9 protein-coding genes and 1 CRISPR repeat array (1 of these 10 only partly in view) are annotated in these 17743 nt (G+C 53.8%); of the genes, 1 reads left to right on the forward strand and 8 read right to left on the reverse strand.

The window, feature by feature from the left end; all coding sequences use genetic code 11:
* Positions 1–5228: direct repeats of the CRISPR family, unit length 36 nt; unit sequence GTGCTCAACGCCGGTTGGCGTTAACGGATCAATCAC; it begins 1767 nt to the left of the window's first position.
* Positions 5229–5492: 264 nt separating this feature from the next.
* From cas2 to cas3, 8 genes are all read right to left on the reverse strand, one after another.
* On the reverse strand, positions 5493–5792 hold the full coding sequence (cas2, locus tag Q31b_RS06630) for a CRISPR-associated endonuclease Cas2 (protein ID WP_146598913.1): 300 nt from the start codon (positions 5790–5792) through the stop codon (positions 5493–5495).
* 30 nt (positions 5793–5822) lie between these two features.
* Complete coding sequence (locus tag Q31b_RS06635) at positions 5823–7514, reverse strand: type I-MYXAN CRISPR-associated endonuclease Cas4/Cas1 (RefSeq protein WP_146598914.1); 1692 nt, start codon at positions 7512–7514, stop codon at positions 5823–5825.
* Positions 7511–8179 carry a type I-MYXAN CRISPR-associated protein Cas5/Cmx5/DevS gene (gene cas5, locus Q31b_RS06640; RefSeq protein ID WP_146598915.1) on the reverse strand — a complete coding sequence of 223 codons (669 nt, stop codon included), beginning with the start codon at positions 8177–8179 and terminating at the stop codon, positions 7511–7513. Before cas5 ends, Q31b_RS06635 begins: the two co-directional genes overlap by 4 nt.
* The gene (cas7i, locus tag Q31b_RS06645) at positions 8176–9084 is read right to left on the reverse strand and encodes a type I-B CRISPR-associated protein Cas7/Cst2/DevR (protein ID WP_146598916.1); all 909 of its coding nucleotides are present in this window, start codon (positions 9082–9084) and stop codon (positions 8176–8178) included. The genes cas5 and cas7i overlap by 4 nt, the downstream gene beginning before the upstream one ends.
* A gap of 42 nt (positions 9085–9126) precedes the next feature.
* Complete coding sequence (gene cas8a1 / locus Q31b_RS06650) at positions 9127–10779, reverse strand: type I-MYXAN CRISPR-associated Cas8a1/Cmx1 (protein ID WP_197171070.1); 1653 nt, start codon at positions 10777–10779, stop codon at positions 9127–9129.
* Positions 10763–11374 carry a type I-MYXAN CRISPR-associated protein Cas6/Cmx6 gene (gene cas6, locus Q31b_RS06655; protein ID WP_146598918.1) on the reverse strand — a complete coding sequence of 204 codons (612 nt, stop codon included), beginning with the start codon at positions 11372–11374 and terminating at the stop codon, positions 10763–10765. The genes cas8a1 and cas6 overlap by 17 nt, the downstream gene beginning before the upstream one ends.
* On the reverse strand, positions 11358–11840 hold the full coding sequence (locus Q31b_RS29605) for a helix-turn-helix transcriptional regulator (protein ID WP_146598919.1): 483 nt from the start codon (positions 11838–11840) through the stop codon (positions 11358–11360). Before Q31b_RS29605 ends, cas6 begins: the two co-directional genes overlap by 17 nt.
* A gap of 215 nt (positions 11841–12055) precedes the next feature.
* On the reverse strand, positions 12056–14386 hold the full coding sequence (gene cas3, locus Q31b_RS06665) for a CRISPR-associated helicase Cas3' (RefSeq protein WP_146598920.1): 2331 nt from the start codon (positions 14384–14386) through the stop codon (positions 12056–12058).
* Positions 14387–14780: 394 nt separating this feature from the next.
* On the opposite strand from cas3, the gene Q31b_RS06670 reads away from it, so the two are divergent.
* Entirely contained in the window at positions 14781–17645 is a 2865-nt protein-coding gene (locus Q31b_RS06670) for a hypothetical protein (protein ID WP_146598921.1), read from the forward strand.
* The last annotated feature ends 98 nt before the right edge of the window (positions 17646–17743 follow it).

A 17743-nucleotide genomic window follows, 5' to 3' on the forward strand; every position in this document is an offset into this window, starting at 1 on the left:
CTTGTGAATAATGTGCTCAACGCCGGTTGGCGTTAACGGATCAATCACAGTGAAATAATAACGTTCACCGGCGACCCCGGCAAAGTGCTCAACGCCGGTTGGCGTTAACGGATCAATCACATTGACTCGCTTTCATTTGGGCAACGATGTCTTGGTGCTCAACGCCGGTTGGCGTTAACGGATCAATCACAGCCTGAGCCGACGGTAGATGACTATCTGAGAGGTGTGCTCAACGCCGGTTGGCGTTAACGGATCAATCACTGCGACCCTCCCGAATCCACTCGCTGCCTCGTTCAACGTGCTCAACGCCGGTTGGCGTTAACGGATCAATCACGTAGTCTGCGAACAGGATACTATCGTGTTCCTTCCGTGCTCAACGCCGGTTGGCGTTAACGGATCAATCACGACAATCCTCATGAATAACCACCAACTTATAAAAAGTGCTCAACGCCGGTTGGCGTTAACGGATCAATCACGCCATCGAAAAAACAAAGCTGAGTCGATTGTGAGTGTGCTCAACGCCGGTTGGCGTTAACGGATCAATCACCATTTGATCGGCGTAAAGTGAGACGTGCGTATAGATGTGCTCAACGCCGGTTGGCGTTAACGGATCAATCACCCGCTCGTCGTCGTTGCGTTGTTCCATGTCCGATCGTGCTCAACGCCGGTTGGCGTTAACGGATCAATCACCAGCGTCAACAGTCTATCGTCGTCGCTTTGTTGCGTGTGCTCAACGCCGGTTGGCGTTAACGGATCAATCACCATCGCGGTCGATAAACGGAATCAAACGTGAGTTAGTGCTCAACGCCGGTTGGCGTTAACGGATCAATCACAAGCTAAAGCGTTCGTCGTGAATTCGTTTGTCAAGGTGCTCAACGCCGGTTGGCGTTAACGGATCAATCACGCATAGGCGTAGCGACATCGTAAGTCGTTTTGTTGTGCTCAACGCCGGTTGGCGTTAACGGATCAATCACGGTATGACCGTCCTTCGGTCATGCTGTGCCTATTTCGTGCTCAACGCCGGTTGGCGTTAACGGATCAATCACTCGGATTGGATCGGTTCGGCATATTTCCAGCACGTGTGCTCAACGCCGGTTGGCGTTAACGGATCAATCACACTTTATTGATCGTCTTGCCTGCCATCTCCTCAAAGTGCTCAACGCCGGTTGGCGTTAACGGATCAATCACAACGAAATTGCAAGCCCAACCGGCGACCCCGGCAAAGTGCTCAACGCCGGTTGGCGTTAACGGATCAATCACTGTGATATTGTCTTGCGTGATGATTATCACGTTTTGTGCTCAACGCCGGTTGGCGTTAACGGATCAATCACCGAAATACCGTTGCAGACTTCCAGTCATTGATTAGTGCTCAACGCCGGTTGGCGTTAACGGATCAATCACCAGCACTGGACCACGACTCCGCAGCAATCCGATCGAGTGCTCAACGCCGGTTGGCGTTAACGGATCAATCACTGGTAATTCAGCGTCTACCGTGCCACCCCGGTAAAGTGCTCAACGCCGGTTGGCGTTAACGGATCAATCACACGGTTGCGACGTGCCGACGGCGAGTTCACCGCGAAAGTGCTCAACGCCGGTTGGCGTTAACGGATCAATCACTTCAACGCCATCGACAACTACAACTTTTTCTTTTGTGTGCTCAACGCCGGTTGGCGTTAACGGATCAATCACTCACGGTCGTACCGATTCCATGATACTGATTGCTCGTGCTCAACGCCGGTTGGCGTTAACGGATCAATCACCTATTGTGAATCTTTCTCAATAATCCGAATCAAGTGTGCTCAACGCCGGTTGGCGTTAACGGATCAATCACTGCCAAACCGAAAACATGCGGTTGCCAATGTCCAGTGCTCAACGCCGGTTGGCGTTAACGGATCAATCACGTTCCCTGCCGCGATCACCACCCAAATGCCTTTGTCGTGCTCAACGCCGGTTGGCGTTAACGGATCAATCACTCCACTTCGAGCACCAAACGCAATCACTGCGAGTGTGCTCAACGCCGGTTGGCGTTAACGGATCAATCACTAGAAATTAAAACTCTACCGGCGACCCCGGCAAAGTGCTCAACGCCGGTTGGCGTTAACGGATCAATCACTAGAAATTAAAACTCTACCGGCGACCCCGGCAAAGTGCTCAACGCCGGTTGGCGTTAACGGATCAATCACTCTGGTCGGCGTAAAGTGAGACGTGCGTATAGATGTGCTCAACGCCGGTTGGCGTTAACGGATCAATCACTCGATGACCCACGAACCACCCAAGCAAGATCCCGTGCTCAACGCCGGTTGGCGTTAACGGATCAATCACTTCCAGCGGCATCTTACAAACTTGTTTATACAAAAAGTGCTCAACGCCGGTTGGCGTTAACGGATCAATCACTAACAATCGGCTGGCAGTGCTTTGAATATTGATTCGTGCTCAACGCCGGTTGGCGTTAACGGATCAATCACACTTGATTGCCACGTGATTCAGGGTTCCAGTTTGAGTGCTCAACGCCGGTTGGCGTTAACGGATCAATCACAAACAATCCTCAGCCAACTTGGCGGTCACAAGTTGTGCTCAACGCCGGTTGGCGTTAACGGATCAATCACGCCTCAGTTGCGTTCTCACATTGCCGCAGGTATTGTGCTCAACGCCGGTTGGCGTTAACGGATCAATCACTCACTATTGCAACTGCGATATACGCCATACCTCGTTGTGCTCAACGCCGGTTGGCGTTAACGGATCAATCACCCTACGATGGCGCAACGGAATGCACGGACTTTTAGAGTGCTCAACGCCGGTTGGCGTTAACGGATCAATCACACGCAGTGGATAACGTCCTGCTGCGACGTGAAAAGTGCTCAACGCCGGTTGGCGTTAACGGATCAATCACGGTGATCTCTCTGGTTGATCCCGCATTTCCCAGTTGTGCTCAACGCCGGTTGGCGTTAACGGATCAATCACCGTTTCTTCGACGATAACCACCCATGCACCCGGTAGTGCTCAACGCCGGTTGGCGTTAACGGATCAATCACCTTTCGCGGCGTGGTGCTGAGAAGGCGAAGCGAGAGTGCTCAACGCCGGTTGGCGTTAACGGATCAATCACGCGGCGTAGGTAAGAATCGGTTTCAGCGTAGATTGGTGCTCAACGCCGGTTGGCGTTAACGGATCAATCACACAATGGTCCGTCATCAACTGATGCAACTCGTTAATGTGCTCAACGCCGGTTGGCGTTAACGGATCAATCACAATGCTCAAATGCGGCTGGCTGTCGAGAATGGCACGGTGCTCAACGCCGGTTGGCGTTAACGGATCAATCACACTCGCGTGATGCACGTTGCCCCGTACGGTTCGCGTGCTCAACGCCGGTTGGCGTTAACGGATCAATCACACCGCTTCGATCTCGATTGGCTTTTTTCTAAATTTGTGCTCAACGCCGGTTGGCGTTAACGGATCAATCACATCACAACCGGCTCGCTAAGCAAAACAGACTGAACGTGCTCAACGCCGGTTGGCGTTAACGGATCAATCACTGAACAACTTTGGGATTGCAGTCCTAACGAGCACGGTGCTCAACGCCGGTTGGCGTTAACGGATCAATCACTGGTGACTTCATGGTACTTGCTCAAGTGTGGCACGGTGCTCAACGCCGGTTGGCGTTAACGGATCAATCACGACTGCATCGGAGGTACTATCGACAGTGTCTAAGTGCTCAACGCCGGTTGGCGTTAACGGATCAATCACCTCGCTGTTGTCTTCGCTATGTCCAAATGCACGTTGTGCTCAACGCCGGTTGGCGTTAACGGATCAATCACCGGTCAATGATCCTTCGGCCTCGATCGAACCACTTCGTGCTCAACGCCGGTTGGCGTTAACGGATCAATCACATTGATTGACTGGCACCCAGACTTGTCACGTCCAGTGCTCAACGCCGGTTGGCGTTAACGGATCAATCACATCCCAGCCGTCAGGAATGATCCAATCATCCAAAAGTGCTCAACGCCGGTTGGCGTTAACGGATCAATCACACGCAGCAGGAGGAACCGCAATCAAATACGACTGTGCTCAACGCCGGTTGGCGTTAACGGATCAATCACGCAATACGTCCGCGTCAGCCCCGTCGTTCGATACGTGCTCAACGCCGGTTGGCGTTAACGGATCAATCACTCGGGCCAGGACGAAACCGGATCATTGATTGATCCGTGCTCAACGCCGGTTGGCGTTAACGGATCAATCACTCTGGTCGGCGTAAAGTGAGACGTGCGTATAGATGTGCTCAACGCCGGTTGGCGTTAACGGATCAATCACGGTGTTCGTCGAAGGTTACCAAGGCGGGATACCTAAGTGCTCAACGCCGGTTGGCGTTAACGGATCAATCACATCCACAGCGAGGTCTGTTCCGGCTCCGTCAATCGGTGCTCAACGCCGGTTGGCGTTAACGGATCAATCACAACTTTTCGCTGAAGCCATCTTTTCGCGAGTCGGTGTGCTCAACGCCGGTTGGCGTTAACGGATCAATCACTTTCGATCAACGCAGTGCCGAACCAGTCACCTTCGTGCTCAACGCCGGTTGGCGTTAACGGATCAATCACCTTGTGATCGCTGTATCTACCGGCCTTCGCCAGAGTGCTCAACGCCGGTTGGCGTTAACGGATCAATCACCGCCGCTAGTTGCACGGCTCTCAACCGTGCCAAGTTGTGCTCAACGCCGGTTGGCGTTAACGGATCAATCACACCGTTGAGTACGTAGCCGTGCTCCGTAGTCACTACGTGCTCAACGCCGGTTGGCGTTAACGGATCAATCACGAAGTGGGCACACGTTCCACACGTAGAGCGTTCAAGTGCTCAACGCCGGTTGGCGTTAACGGATCAATCACAGGATTTCCAGTTCCTCTTTGAACGTTCGAGGTTGTGCTCAACGCCGGTTGGCGTTAACGGATCAATCACCGAAAGTAAGTAATTGATTTGGTCCGTGATGATTGTGCTCAACGCCGGTTGGCGTTAACGGATCAATCACACGTCCGGCTTGTCATTACGGTTGGGACGCGAGACTGTGCTCAACGCCGGTTGGCGTTAACGGATCAATCACACGGCCGGCCAAGTTTGCACCTAACCGACCGTTTTGTGCTCAACGCCGGTTGGCGTTAACGGATCAATCACGGCACTGGACCACGACTCCGCAGCAATCCGATCGAGTGCTCAACGCCGGTTGGCGTTAACGGATCAATCACTGCACTTCACGTAAATGTCGGCGGAAGAACGACTTATCAAATGCGTTTTCATGGATGTCGTCAACCACGACACCCAAAGTGATGCACAGTGGCATTTGCAATCTTTCGAATTCGCTTAAGTAGTTTCCCGTTATCGACTTATAATCCGCTCATGGATCACGCTACGTGTACGGTGATCGAAAAAGGACCGAAACAACCAAATTACCAAAAATCAATGCCGCTGGCGACTGGGCACAGGCTCGCCAGACTCCGATGCTGGAATCGTTACAGGATCTCAAAGCTGGCCGGCGGCTCGCTCCAATCGCTGCGGTCGCCACGTGAGTGATCGTCGACTTTCGCTGCACAGCGGTCGCACAACGGAATGACCAGCAAATCGTCCTCAGCGGCCATTAACTCAGAAAGCTCCCAACGCAACTTTTCCAGTCGCTCGGCGGTCGCGCGAACTCTGAATAGACTGTATTGCACGCGTTCGCCATAGCCTTCGAGCAACTTCGCTACCCGACGCAATCGTTTGGGTTCACGCACATCATACGATACCAAGTTCCATTTTTGTTCGCTTGTCATTTGCATGTACCTCGTCTATTGAACGGGGGCCTATCGAATGCGAAGTTGACCAAATCCGCCACTGGCACCACTCCACTCTTTCTCTAGTAGTCGCAGTTCCAATTCCACCATCCGACCATACTCCAGTGATTGCTCGGTGTGAGGGTGGCGGTAGGATTCGGTTAATCGCATTTCAAACAGCTTGATCGCTTTCTTGCGACCTTCATCGGACAGCCAAACGTGCCCCGGACAGATCTCAAAATCGGCGGTTTCATCCCACTGGCCACGATTCAAACTGCCCACTAACGGCATCTCCCACAACAGCGTCCGAAACAACTCCATCACATCCATCACCAGCGGTGGAGCCGTTGATCTCGGTTGATGAAAGTATCCAAACGAAGGTTCGAGCCCGATGGTCAATATCGTTCGCTGGACCAGCCCAAAGATCATTGAGTAGCCAAACGACAACAAGCAGTTCAGTCGATCACGGGGTGGATGCTTCGTGCGACCGTTCATCCGCAGCGACTCCGCAACACGATCGGTCAACAAGTGATTGAACGACGCGAAGTAATGTCGAGCTGCGATGCCTTCTTCGCCTCGCAGCGAATCGATCGACTCCGATTTTTCCGCTCGCGAGACCGCGCGGCGAATCATTTCGATGTCCGGCTGTACGGCAGCGCGCGCGTTTTCGTTGCCGCGGGTGCCTCGCAGTAAATACTGGAGTTGGAACTGAATTTTCGCAACCACCGTTACGCGAGCCAACTGCAAGCAAACATCGGGGCTCGTCAGCGCAGTGAACTGGCGGATTCGTTGGCGGACTCGGCCGGGAGTTTCCACCATCCCGGTGACCCGTCCGCCAGCGGTCACCCACTGCACGGCGATTTTTTCATAAACACAACCCGCGATCGCTTGGGAGGTGATTTGGGCACCGCCATACAGCACCACGGCGTCAACCTGTTCCATCGGTACTTTTTTTGTGCTCTCTTCCGTTTCGATGTGCAGCTGTCGGGCCGATCGCTTGACGGTCGCTGGGACGGTTGTGACATGCAGCGTTCGGCGATCACGTCGAGAGGGAAACAAGGTGGCACGATCCCGTTCACCCTCGGGCTGAGTCGTGATGCGTTCTTCCTCCGGCAGACAGACCACCCGCAGACTGCAACGCCGACAGAGTTTTTCATTATCGGTCACTGGCGGTCGATCGTCGGAGCGCCGAAGCTGACGCATCATCTCGACAGCAGCGTGGACTTCGGCGCGAATCGCATCATCAATCGGCACGCAAACGGTCACGTTGTCTTGGTGGTAGCGAATGCGACCTTCGGTTACGCTTTGGCCGAGTTGTTCCTCGAGCAGCATCGCATAGGCGGCGACTTGCATCCGGTCGCTAGGCCAAGCCATCGGTGTTTTGTCGCTACTGCTTGCTCGTTTGCAACGACCTTTTTTGTGTTCGTAGGCGACCCAACCACCATCACGAATACGCGCAGCATCGACTTTGCCGAACAACCCGATCGAGTCCGACGAGACTTCAAAGGAGCGAAGCTCTCGCGAGTCATCATCGAGCTTCGGCACTCGTTCTTCGTGCAGCCTTCGACCTGCATAGACACGGTCATCCGCTTCGTACAACCCTTCGACTTCTTCTAGGTAGAACAACCTCGGGCAATATAGCAGCGCATGCAGTGCCATCACCCGAATCGGCGGCTCTTCGGAGGTGGTGAAATCATTTGCAGTTTCAGAGGCATCGGTCATTTCGTCATGAGTACCTTTGAATCTTGGATTTTGGGTAATCGACTGACATCGGGTGGTTCAAAGCCAACCTCGATCAAACGCCCTAGTGCGTTTCGAGTGCCTGACGAACCGACGTGATCGACCCAAACGGGAAGTGTAAAATTTCCGCTTTTGTCAAGCAGGAACATTCTAACCGACTCGTCAGCCAATTCGGGAGCACGCTGGATCGGCAAGACCTCGTCGACCATATGAGTACTCTCTCCCAAACTCAATCCACCAAATCGCGAGATACGACTTCGGCCATCGGTTGTCAGTGACGCAGCCACGCGTTGCTGCAGAGTCCCTTCGCTCTCCGTCACTTCTTCGCTGGAGTCTAACCAGATCACCAAACGAACATCGGTCAATAATTCTTGGTAATCAGGTCGCACATTAGAACCGTTGCCTAAGCCGAGCTTCTTGTCCTTAATCCGCCAGAGCTTTCGCAGCACGGTGCTTTCGTCGGGATGGCCGATCACACCAGCGGTACACCGCGCACCGATGTGACAAGTGCGATCGACTTCGCCAACCATTGATAATAGGAAACCATAGACTGTCGAGGGTGAGGGCAGTGGCAGCGTTTCCCAATACTCTCGAGCTGCACCGCGACGAAACGAAGCGATCGGCACGGTGACGTACAGCCCAATCATGCCGACACCTTCGCGATCCGATCACAAACAGCTTGCGTTGCGGCCTTGATTCCGTCTTTTACGTCAGCCCCCAGTTCGGCCAAGGCTTTGCCGGAATCTGTTGTCGCCAACTCACCACCAACAATCAGCTCGCTTGCGTTGATGTCGCCCGACTTCACACGGCGGACGAGTTCATCCGCTGAAAGGGTATGGCCAGCATCGGGTGTTCCGAAGCAATACAGCAAACGGGGTGCGGGATCTTCGGTCACACGAAACACAATTGCGGCTGGAGAGAAATCGAACAGGAACCGACCGTGATTTCCAGCGACCGTTCGCAGGTTAGCGATCGCTTGTAGAGCCTTTGCGGCACGGTCACTTTGTCGCAGGCGATCCGGTGTCATTGCGATCCCGTATTGATAGCGAGTGGCGTGAATCTCCGCTCCGTAGGGGACTGGGTTGTTACCTTTCTTTGCAGCGGATGGCGTTGCGCCGGGCGAAGCGGCGTTGAACGTCGTGTCACCTGGCCATGGCGTCAGGCTGACCGCTCGGGTGACTTCCAAAACGGCACGGCGTACCTTGGCCGAGCCTGCTTGCCCTTCTTCCTTTGCGGCTTCGGCAGACATGTAACCAAGCAAGTCATCGTCGATAAAAGTATCACCGTTCTCCTTTGCCCAGCCATCGAATCCCGGTTTCTGCCAATCATTGGTCCGTGTGTCTTCGTTCCAAGTTCGGTTGGTGCCGCCAGATTCCATCGACGCAAGATGCTTTCGTGTTTCAAATCGGATGGCTTCGGCACTGACGGTGGTATGCACCGCTCCTTTCCAAATCAGTTTCTGCAGGGTGGTCGTGTTGCCTTCGGTTTCACCACGGTTGTTTGCGGCGGTTCCATAATCGGTAACGATGTTGGCGAAGATGTGCATGGTCATTTTTGGTTCCTTGATGGGTTTAGAGTTGTTGCTTTACGTTGCTTATGCGCTTGCTGAATCTGCATCTTCGGATGCTTCCGCCGCTGCGGCGAGTTCTTTCGCCCCTTTGCCTTGATAACTTGCCAACGCCAGCAGTGCCAAGTCTCGAGCATGTTGCCAGCCGGATTCGTCTAACCACGGCAGGACTTCGGTCCAATTCGCTTGCAACTCCTTGTTGGCCGGCACGCGGCTGAACAAATCACAAATTGAGTGGCGAAACTGATCGGCGGTCTTGGCACCCGAAAAGGCCAGTCGCCAACGCTCGTATTCGCCACGAAACCGATTTTGCATCGCGGCTTTTTGATTCGCTGTCTCGCTGGCAATCTGTCCGTATCGCCCACGAAGCGCATGGTGTACGGCTCCAATGAGAGCCATCTGCCCAGGCTTGTCCCAAACGTCTGCTTTGATCATGGCAATCAATCCTGTTCGTTCAAAAGGTAAGCGATCACGAAAGGGTTTCCCGTTTGCTGGATCGCGGTCAACAAACAGTTTGGTAAATCCGGTGAACCAATCGCGACGATGAGCCAGATTGTCGGCGATCAGCGGACGCACGATACTATCGCTCCAAAAGAATTCCTCACGCTCGGTCGACTTGGCCGCTTTGCCTTTGCCGGTTTTCACGGTCACTTTTCGAGACGCTTTTCGCGGTGCAAAGTGGTCTTTGGCGTATCGAAAAATCTCCAGTCGCCGCTGGTCGAGCGGTTCAATCTTTTCCGCAGCGACTCGCGATTTCTGTTGACTGGCCCAAGCGGTTGGCCTGAATACAAACGCGGTCACTGAGGCGACGGCGAGTCGCTGTTTTGTGTCATCGCCTCGCAGCCGAGCGTAGAGTTGTAGCACCGCATCACCACTGCCACCGATCAGGCAATCGCGGTAGCTGCTAGGTGTGATCTTGCGTCGGTTGTCAGCGAACAACAGCAAATCCTGCACATCCGGCACCAACAGCACGGCAGAACCTCGATTGATCGGCAAGGCCAATGTTCCGATCGGTGCGAAGTACGCAGCCAGCAGTTGAGAAACGCTACCTTCGTATTTCGTTTGCCCTGCGAAACCATTGTGCCGGACAGCAGCACCTGGATAGAGCGTTCCAGGAAGTTCGGCGGATTTCTGCGACAACGTCCCCTTCTTTTTATCAATCAAATCTTGGTAGCCGTCTTGATGCTTGTACCAATCGAGGCATCGTGTGCTGAACTGGAACGATTTACCATCGATCTCGATGTTAAGCTCGGAGTCCTTCTTTTCTCCAGTACGTGTCTTCCCGTGTTGCAGAAACGTCAGCATCAAGCCTCGCTGCAGATTGACTCGTACCGATTGCTGTTGTTTGCCGAGGTAAGTCGTTTGCAAGTCGATCGTTCGCTCGCACAAACCGAACGCGGCCTGGAAAATCGGCTTGAAAACGTCCTCGACTTTTTCCGGATCTGCGAACCGGAACAGGATCTTGTCCGAACTCAGTTCCCACGGCACACCATCATCGATCCATGATTCGGGGAAATCATCCTCGTCGTACTGCTCGCTTTGAATCGAACGTTCGATCCATCGCAGTGTCGTTGCCAGTCCGCCGATTCCCGCCCGGAGCAAAAGGTCCATTTCAGGATCAAACAGACTGACTTCCAAGTGATCGGGAGGTGCTACCTTTGCTTTAGCTGTCTTGGCCATCATTGGTCTCCTGGCAAGGAACAAAAACGCCGCACCCCATGTGTCGCCGCCCGCCGATACCTTCGGCGAGTACTTTTAGCGACGATTCATCGTCGAGCTTGGACAACGTCGTTTCAAACCCGAGAATTTCATTTTGTTTAACGCGAATCGTCCGCTGTCGCCCCACGTTGATCTCGGCGTCCTTAATTTCGAGCTTGTCGAGTTGTCTCTGAACGGCTTCCGCGAACTCGTTTGGTTCAAAAAAACCTTTGATCGTCACAATGCGTGCTCGTAGTCGCGGTGCAGGTTCCAATTGTTGAACCGTAGGAACACCAAGAGTGATCGAGCGACCGACAAGCATGATTTGTTTGCCGGCAAGCGGCAAAAACTCGCCGACACGATCCGCTGACGTGCGAACAACTAGACGGCTGGTTCGAGTCAAAGCCATTTTTCGGTCACCGACTTGCCGCCCAGGAATGGGAGCCAATGCAAATCCGTTTCCGCCGTGAACGGCTGGAATCAATTGCGTGACCGCGCCTAGCAATGCGTAGCCATGATCCGCCGGAATGGGAGATCGTCCCATCACGGGAAACGCTAGTTCAATTGGTTGCACCATGTTCAATGATCCTTTCTTCGATCTTTCGCATAACTTGTTTCGATAGTTTGCTTACAGCGGATGGACAGACACTTAGTCGCTCGGCAATTTTCTTTTTCGAAAATCCCATTGCAAGACACTCCGCACAAATTCGTTCCCGACTGCTCAGTTCATCGTGAAGGCATTCTAAAGCATCCCAAACGACTTGACATGGATCTCGGTAATTACTTGTAAAGCCGTCGACAATGCCATTTGGCTGCAACACAAGGTCAATTTTGCGTTTACGATGGAAGTATCGACTACAGGCTCGTTGGGCGGACTTAGCGAGATATGCACGTGGATTTTCAAGAACCGCCAACCTTGGATCCGATATGAGAGGCTCGCAGCGTTCAAGTACATATTCAGCGCACGAATCACCGGCTACACCGCACCTCTGATCAGACTGGTCAATTACATGCAAACGCTTCGGAAATAGTGATTGTCTCATTTTTCATAACTTTTCTCCTCTACCCTTAAATAAAGCACATTTTGGGGAAAGCTTCACAACTTTTTACGAGACTTGACACACAAATTGTAGCATTGACTCTTTAAACCCAGAGTGTAGTATCTAAAGTTGCAGATCGCAAGCCTGCGTTGAGCACCTACAATTTGGCTGCCAAGTTTCAAATTGTGAAGCAGAGAATTCGTTAACGCCATCGGCGATCAGATAATCACAAACGTGCTCCAGACGGCACCGGTTTCGGAACAGTAGTCGATCGCGGTTTCGGATGCGACTGGGAAGCCTCCGTGCCGATAATTCCCCAGTTGCCAGTTGTCCGAAACGGGATAGTTCATCGGAAGGGTATAGGCGACCACTGAACGATCTCGCTTCGCGTTGGGTAAATCATTTTCGCGAATTACGGTGACTCCGTATCCAGCGGTGCGAATCGCGTCGACTGGTGTTTCAATGCCTCCCGTGAGCCAACCGCTTGTTTCAAGTTCAATCTTTTCAGATATGTCCATCGCCCTCCATGCCTCGACGAGTTGCTCTTGAGAGAGGGGTTCCGTTCCTAAACTGTCGAGCCAAGTTCGTGCAAGTTCAAGGTCACTTTCCCTATATGGTGCCGATGAAAATTCACCGTCATCACGTACCGGGTCAATCACGATGAAAGGTCGAACCGGACGCTCTTCTGCTGGCTGATCGGGGTGGATTGCTCGGTTGAGTCGACCGAGTCGTTGAATGAGTGCGGGTATCGGAGCGAGTTCAGTAACCAGCAAGGTCGCGTGCTTTAGATCCAACGACATTTCGGCGACTTGAGTGGTTGTGGCACAGCCTGCATCTGTTGAATCGAACATCGCGGTTACTTCGTTGTGCCGGTCAACCCGGTCCTTGTAGATAAACCGGCTGTGGTAAACACGGGCATTGCAATCAGCGAGTTCGAGGCCGAGCTTTCGGGTTCGCTCAACCGTGTTGCTGATCCAAAGCACGCGACCACCGGAATCAAACTCATCGCGAACAAGTTCCAACGCATCGTCGCGCGTCACCGACACGCCTAGCTTGTGACGAATGTATCGCGGAAGCTGCTCCAAGTCTTCTGGCCCCGCAACGCAGCAAAAACTCCGATTGCCCCCCTTGGCTGCCTTTTCAATTGCATTTCGCCGCGACGTCGGCAGGCTTGCCGTCATCACGAGCACTGGAATCCCTGGCAGTTCACGAAGAAACGTCAGCAGATTTCCGAACAACATGTCGTCGTACGAATGAACCTCATCAAAGACGATTGCAGACTGCGAAATCGCAGGCCATGAGTACAAACCGCGTCTTTGGTTCTGTAAAATTGAAAGTAATGAATCCACCGTACAGGCAACGGTTTTCGTGTCCCAGGCCTTGAGTGATTCGACGCGTACGGATGTATCATCCATCGTCTCGTCGGATTCTCGCGATCCTAGCATTTGTAGCATGTCGTATTGCTGGCGGCTATGAAACAGATCCGCTCCGTCGACAACCGATTGCTTGTTCGGATCGTTCGTTTCCGCTTCCAAAAGGTAGCCTTGAAATCCGGCCGTTGCGGTGCCGGTCGTCGGATAGCAAAACCAAAGTCGTCGTCCCGCATGTTGCTGGCCCGCCCACTGATAGGCTGCGACCGTTTTGCCGCTACCACAGCCCGCTTCCACGAGCGTGATACTGGCATCAGAGCCGGCGATCGCTAGCTGAAACTCTCGCAGCATGTTTCCATCGAGCCGATTTGTCACGATCGATTCAAGCTGCTCGGTTGAGGGGCGTCGATTTAAAGTTTCCGTGATCCAGTTCTGCCGGCTTGCCTGCGTGTCAAGATGTTCCCACAGTGCCGAGCCAGCGACGTCACTGGCGATGACACAAGCTTTCACGCACGCACAAAACCGCCGCCAGGGAGGATCTACAAAAATTTCGTCGGCGAAGAAGTCGGCAAGTTGTTGCACCATGGAACAGAATTGGCGTGGGCGCTGGTGGTCCTTTACACCTTCGTGCAATATCGTTGAAATCTGCGAAGGCGGTTCGCCAAGACCGAGCTGTGACTGAATCTGAAGCAAGCATGAACGAAAGCCAGCGTGTTCCGCAAAGACTTCGATAGCCTCGCTACCAAAACAATCTACCTGCGGTGAGCAATGGCTATGTTTCGGGTGATGCCCTGCAACGGCTGCCATCGCGATGTGCCAACATCGCTCGCAACGATCGACGGCTGGCAAGAGCCAAGCTTTGACAACCGGTTGTTCGGCCAACCAGACAGAAATCCATTCGTGGCGAATCGCCTGTGGTTTGGAATCCCCCGCGATCATCCGCTGAAAGTGATTGTTCGCTTTACCTAGGTCGTGAATCGCTGCTGACAAGAGTACCGTTTGACGAAAGCGATCATACCATTGGCTCGGCGAAAGACCGAACGCTGCTAACTGATCGCATCCGCTTGCGTCGACGACGCCGATCGCAGACTCGAAAACATCCGCTAGGTGCTGTCGTAACGTGGTATGTTGCGATGCGTCGGTTCCATCGACACTTTTGGCGAGCAACTGCTCTAGCATTAATCTGTACCTTGGGTGCGAGGTCCTGTAAATACTGTAAGTTTAGATCATATCCGCATTTTGTACCGGCTTTTAGTCCTCAGCGGTGACAGGCATTACAATAATAGCAATCTAGTACCTATAGTGTTTTCGTCGCTGGTTGATGGTAGGAATATAGCCCCACCCAAATCGCGGTGCAAACGGATGGAAGCGTTATAGTGCAATAGGAACCGGCCTGAATCAATGAGATTGCAGGACTCGTCGCCTCATTTGTTGCCGTAGGACTGATTGGGAATCAATCACTAGGTAGTGCCTTTGAAGATTGCTATAATTACGAAGACGAGAGCTGGGGCCTTCGTCGATCTTTGGCTGTCGACTTGTGGGAAATGCACACGAAGAACACAAAGAGTTCCGGATGAAACAAACAGTGCCGCAGCAACGGTTTGCCAGGCAAGCACGAATCCAAGGCTGGGCTGGCAATTTACTCGCCTTGGAATTGCATGTTTTCGTTACGCTCACACAGCGGTATCGTTGGCTGCTTTTACCGGTCGCCTTGCTGATGCTCAGCGCGGGCCGTGTGGTCGCTGCTCCTCCAATGCCAGACACTCGTCAGGCTGACAAGGGAACGTCGGCACCCGAAGCGGCAGAGGCAGACGGCGATCTCAAGACCACCAAACTGCTGGCAGCAATCTTAGAAGCGAACCGTTATTGGTTCGATGGGACGCCGCCAGGCGTACCGAGCTATCGTTATGCGTTCGTCCACCGCGACGGTAAGCGGCAAGAGTTCCGTATCGCCGATCCACAGACCGCCGGTGCGTCGATCAAGCGAGGGATCACCTACACGCCACTGGTTGCTGTACTGCTGCAATCGCTCGCTGATTCCACGTCAAACGCGGCGACGATGGAGGTGGTTGAATACTCGAACGATCAGATTCAAATTCGATTCCATAGCGATGGCTCTCTGGGAGCGAGGCTCGGAGGCGGCGTATCGGGACGCTGGGCGGGCTATCTGTACTACAAGCTGGGCAGCGGAGTTCTTCGGCTCGATGCGAAGACGCTGATGCCAATCGAATTGACGTCGACGTTTCGCGACGACGAACGTGACAAGGAAACGATCGTTACAGAAAAACTAAGCGAACCGCACCAGATCGATGCCGACCACGTGGTTCCACTCCACGTCGAGGCGATTCGTCAAGAAAGAGAATCCAAGAACGGCCACTTGAAGGAGGATACCACCAGCCGCTTCGATTGGGCGTTCCGTGTTTACGAGCCTGGCCTTTGGCTGTTCGATGCAGAACCGACCGCCGCGGGAACCGCCATTGGGTATCACCTGGAAAACGTGGTGATCGACTACAGTGAAGAACCCGTTCTTCAGGCGTCTAGCTCCGTCGTGGCTTCGATCCGAGAATTGAACAAACAGACTTCCGCTGTTGTCGACCAGTACGTCGAGGCGAACCGAGCATGGCTGTTGCCTGACTTGCAGCAACGGACGGGACTCATTTACGACTACACGCAAGAAGAGGGTTACCGCGAACGAGTTATCTTCGATTCGGCGGGCAACGTCCTGGTCCAACTCGCACGGGATCGGCAATCGGACAAGACTCCCTTGACGGGGAAACTGAATATGTTGACCGCTGATGGTCGCGAAGCGAACGGAATGGCCGACGAGCCGTTCGTGGCGGTTCGCTCCTTCTCTGACCGAAATACACTTGACAAGTTGGCGACCGGCTGGGGGTGGCAGTGTGCCTCGAAGCGGCTCGCCCATCGTGCCGATAATTTCGGCGTCAGCGTACAGGACATGACGGACCAGAAGACCAGAAAACTGACGCTACGTCCCGTCCGCAACCGGCCGACTCTCGATATCGGAACGATGCTGCGATTCATTTCCTGGGCCTACCTGCCTGGCAAGTCGTTCGAACGATGCGAGATCGAGATCAACGGTGAGAGCCAGTTGCCGACGGAGGAGAACTACTTCGTTGACGGCAATGCCAAGCCTTTTTGCACGATCCGATTCGAAGATTGGCTTGAGACGCCCGAGGGCAGGGCACCGGGGAAGATCGTCGGACGTGCAACGTATCCGAGCCGTGGCAAGCGGGATCCAGTAACACGTGAGTACGAAATGCTCAGCGAAGACTTCTACTTCACCGCTAAGTTCCGATTGACCGAAGGCGGGCTCTGGTTATTGGACGAGGTCGTCAGCACGTTCGAGAGCACCGGCAGCGGATCGACGGGGCGTGTGACGCTTGTCGAAGCAGGGGATGAAGACTACCAGCCGCTTCGAGATGTACGAAAGCGACTCGATGCAACGAGCGACTTTCTGGGCAACGTCGAGAAGGCCGCCTGTGGGCTCGAGCGTATCGTCCCCTGTCGCTGGGGCGAGACGACGCCCGTCTGGTTGAACGGCAAGTACGCGCACCAAGCCACTGGCCAAGGTGATGAAGGTCGAGAACCACCCTATGTCGTTTATCGAAAGAACTTGGGGATTCAGAATCTTCACCCTGAGGTCTTACCCGCCGACAAGATAAGGGTGACGGTTAACGCATACTCGACTCTCTACTTCACCGGCTATTCGTTCGATGTAACGCTCAGGCTGTTAGACAACGAAGGCCTTACCCTTGCTGAGCAGACGGCTGTCAAGTCGACCAAGACCATGGCTTACCCGGAGCAGAAACCGATTGTGTTCGAGTTTGACTCGGAAGTCGACCCAGCCAATGTCGCTTCGATCGCTGTGGCGCTGAGAATCAATCGGCAATCTGGAGGCATGGTGGGGAGCTTCTGGGGAAGTTTCGGAAGTTCCACGGCCGATACCGAAATAGCCTACCTCCCCGGAGGACGAGACTGGGGACCGGAGCAGGCAATCGGCGAACCGGCGAATCGCGGGATCGGTGGCGACTACAAGCACGCCTGGTCGCCATTGACTCAGGACGATCAAGCAGAATGGCTTGAAATCAGCTACCAGAACCGCGTTCAGGCGATCGGCGTCAACGTCTACGAGACTTGCAACCCGGGCGCCGTCCATAAGGTGACCTACTATGACGCAGCGGGGAATGAACAGACTGCCTGGGAGGGCGACGACCCGACGTCAATAGACGTGGGAACGGGGCAGGGCGTATCGAAGATCCGCTTCGAAGACGTGGTGGCTACCGATCGCGTCCGCATCTATCTCGACTCCGTAAACGTCAAAGGCTGGAATGAGATTGACGCCGTTGGACTCATCGAGGCGGAAACAAGCATCCAATGGGCTGAAAAGGCCACAGCGAGCAGCACTTATGCCCACTAGTGATTCAACCAGATAAATATTGGGGGTGAGCCGAACGCGCTAGCGTCGGGTTCCGTATGACACCCGCGGCTAGCGCCGTCGGCTCACATTCCCAACCC

The organism is Novipirellula aureliae (genome assembly GCF_007860185.1).
Taxonomy (GTDB): domain Bacteria; phylum Planctomycetota; class Planctomycetia; order Pirellulales; family Pirellulaceae; genus Novipirellula_A; species Novipirellula_A aureliae.

Coding starts and splice junctions, on each gene's coding strand:
- cas3 (WP_146598920.1), bottom strand. CDS start 14,386: ATGCTAGAGCAGTTGCTCGCCAAAAGTGTCGATGGAACCGACGCATCG.
- Q31b_RS06635 (WP_146598914.1), bottom strand. CDS start 7,514: ATGACCGATGCCTCTGAAACTGCAAATGATTTCACCACCTCCGAAGAG.
- cas8a1 (WP_197171070.1), bottom strand. CDS start 10,779: ATGGCCAAGACAGCTAAAGCAAAGGTAGCACCTCCCGATCACTTGGAA.
- Q31b_RS29605 (WP_146598919.1), bottom strand. CDS start 11,840: ATGAGACAATCACTATTTCCGAAGCGTTTGCATGTAATTGACCAGTCT.
- cas6 (WP_146598918.1), bottom strand. CDS start 11,374: ATGGTGCAACCAATTGAACTAGCGTTTCCCGTGATGGGACGATCTCCC.
- Q31b_RS06670 (WP_146598921.1), top strand. CDS start 14,781: ATGAAACAAACAGTGCCGCAGCAACGGTTTGCCAGGCAAGCACGAATC.
- cas5 (WP_146598915.1), bottom strand. CDS start 8,179: ATGATTGGGCTGTACGTCACCGTGCCGATCGCTTCGTTTCGTCGCGGT.
- cas2 (WP_146598913.1), bottom strand. CDS start 5,792: ATGACAAGCGAACAAAAATGGAACTTGGTATCGTATGATGTGCGTGAA.
- cas7i (WP_146598916.1), bottom strand. CDS start 9,084: ATGACCATGCACATCTTCGCCAACATCGTTACCGATTATGGAACCGCC.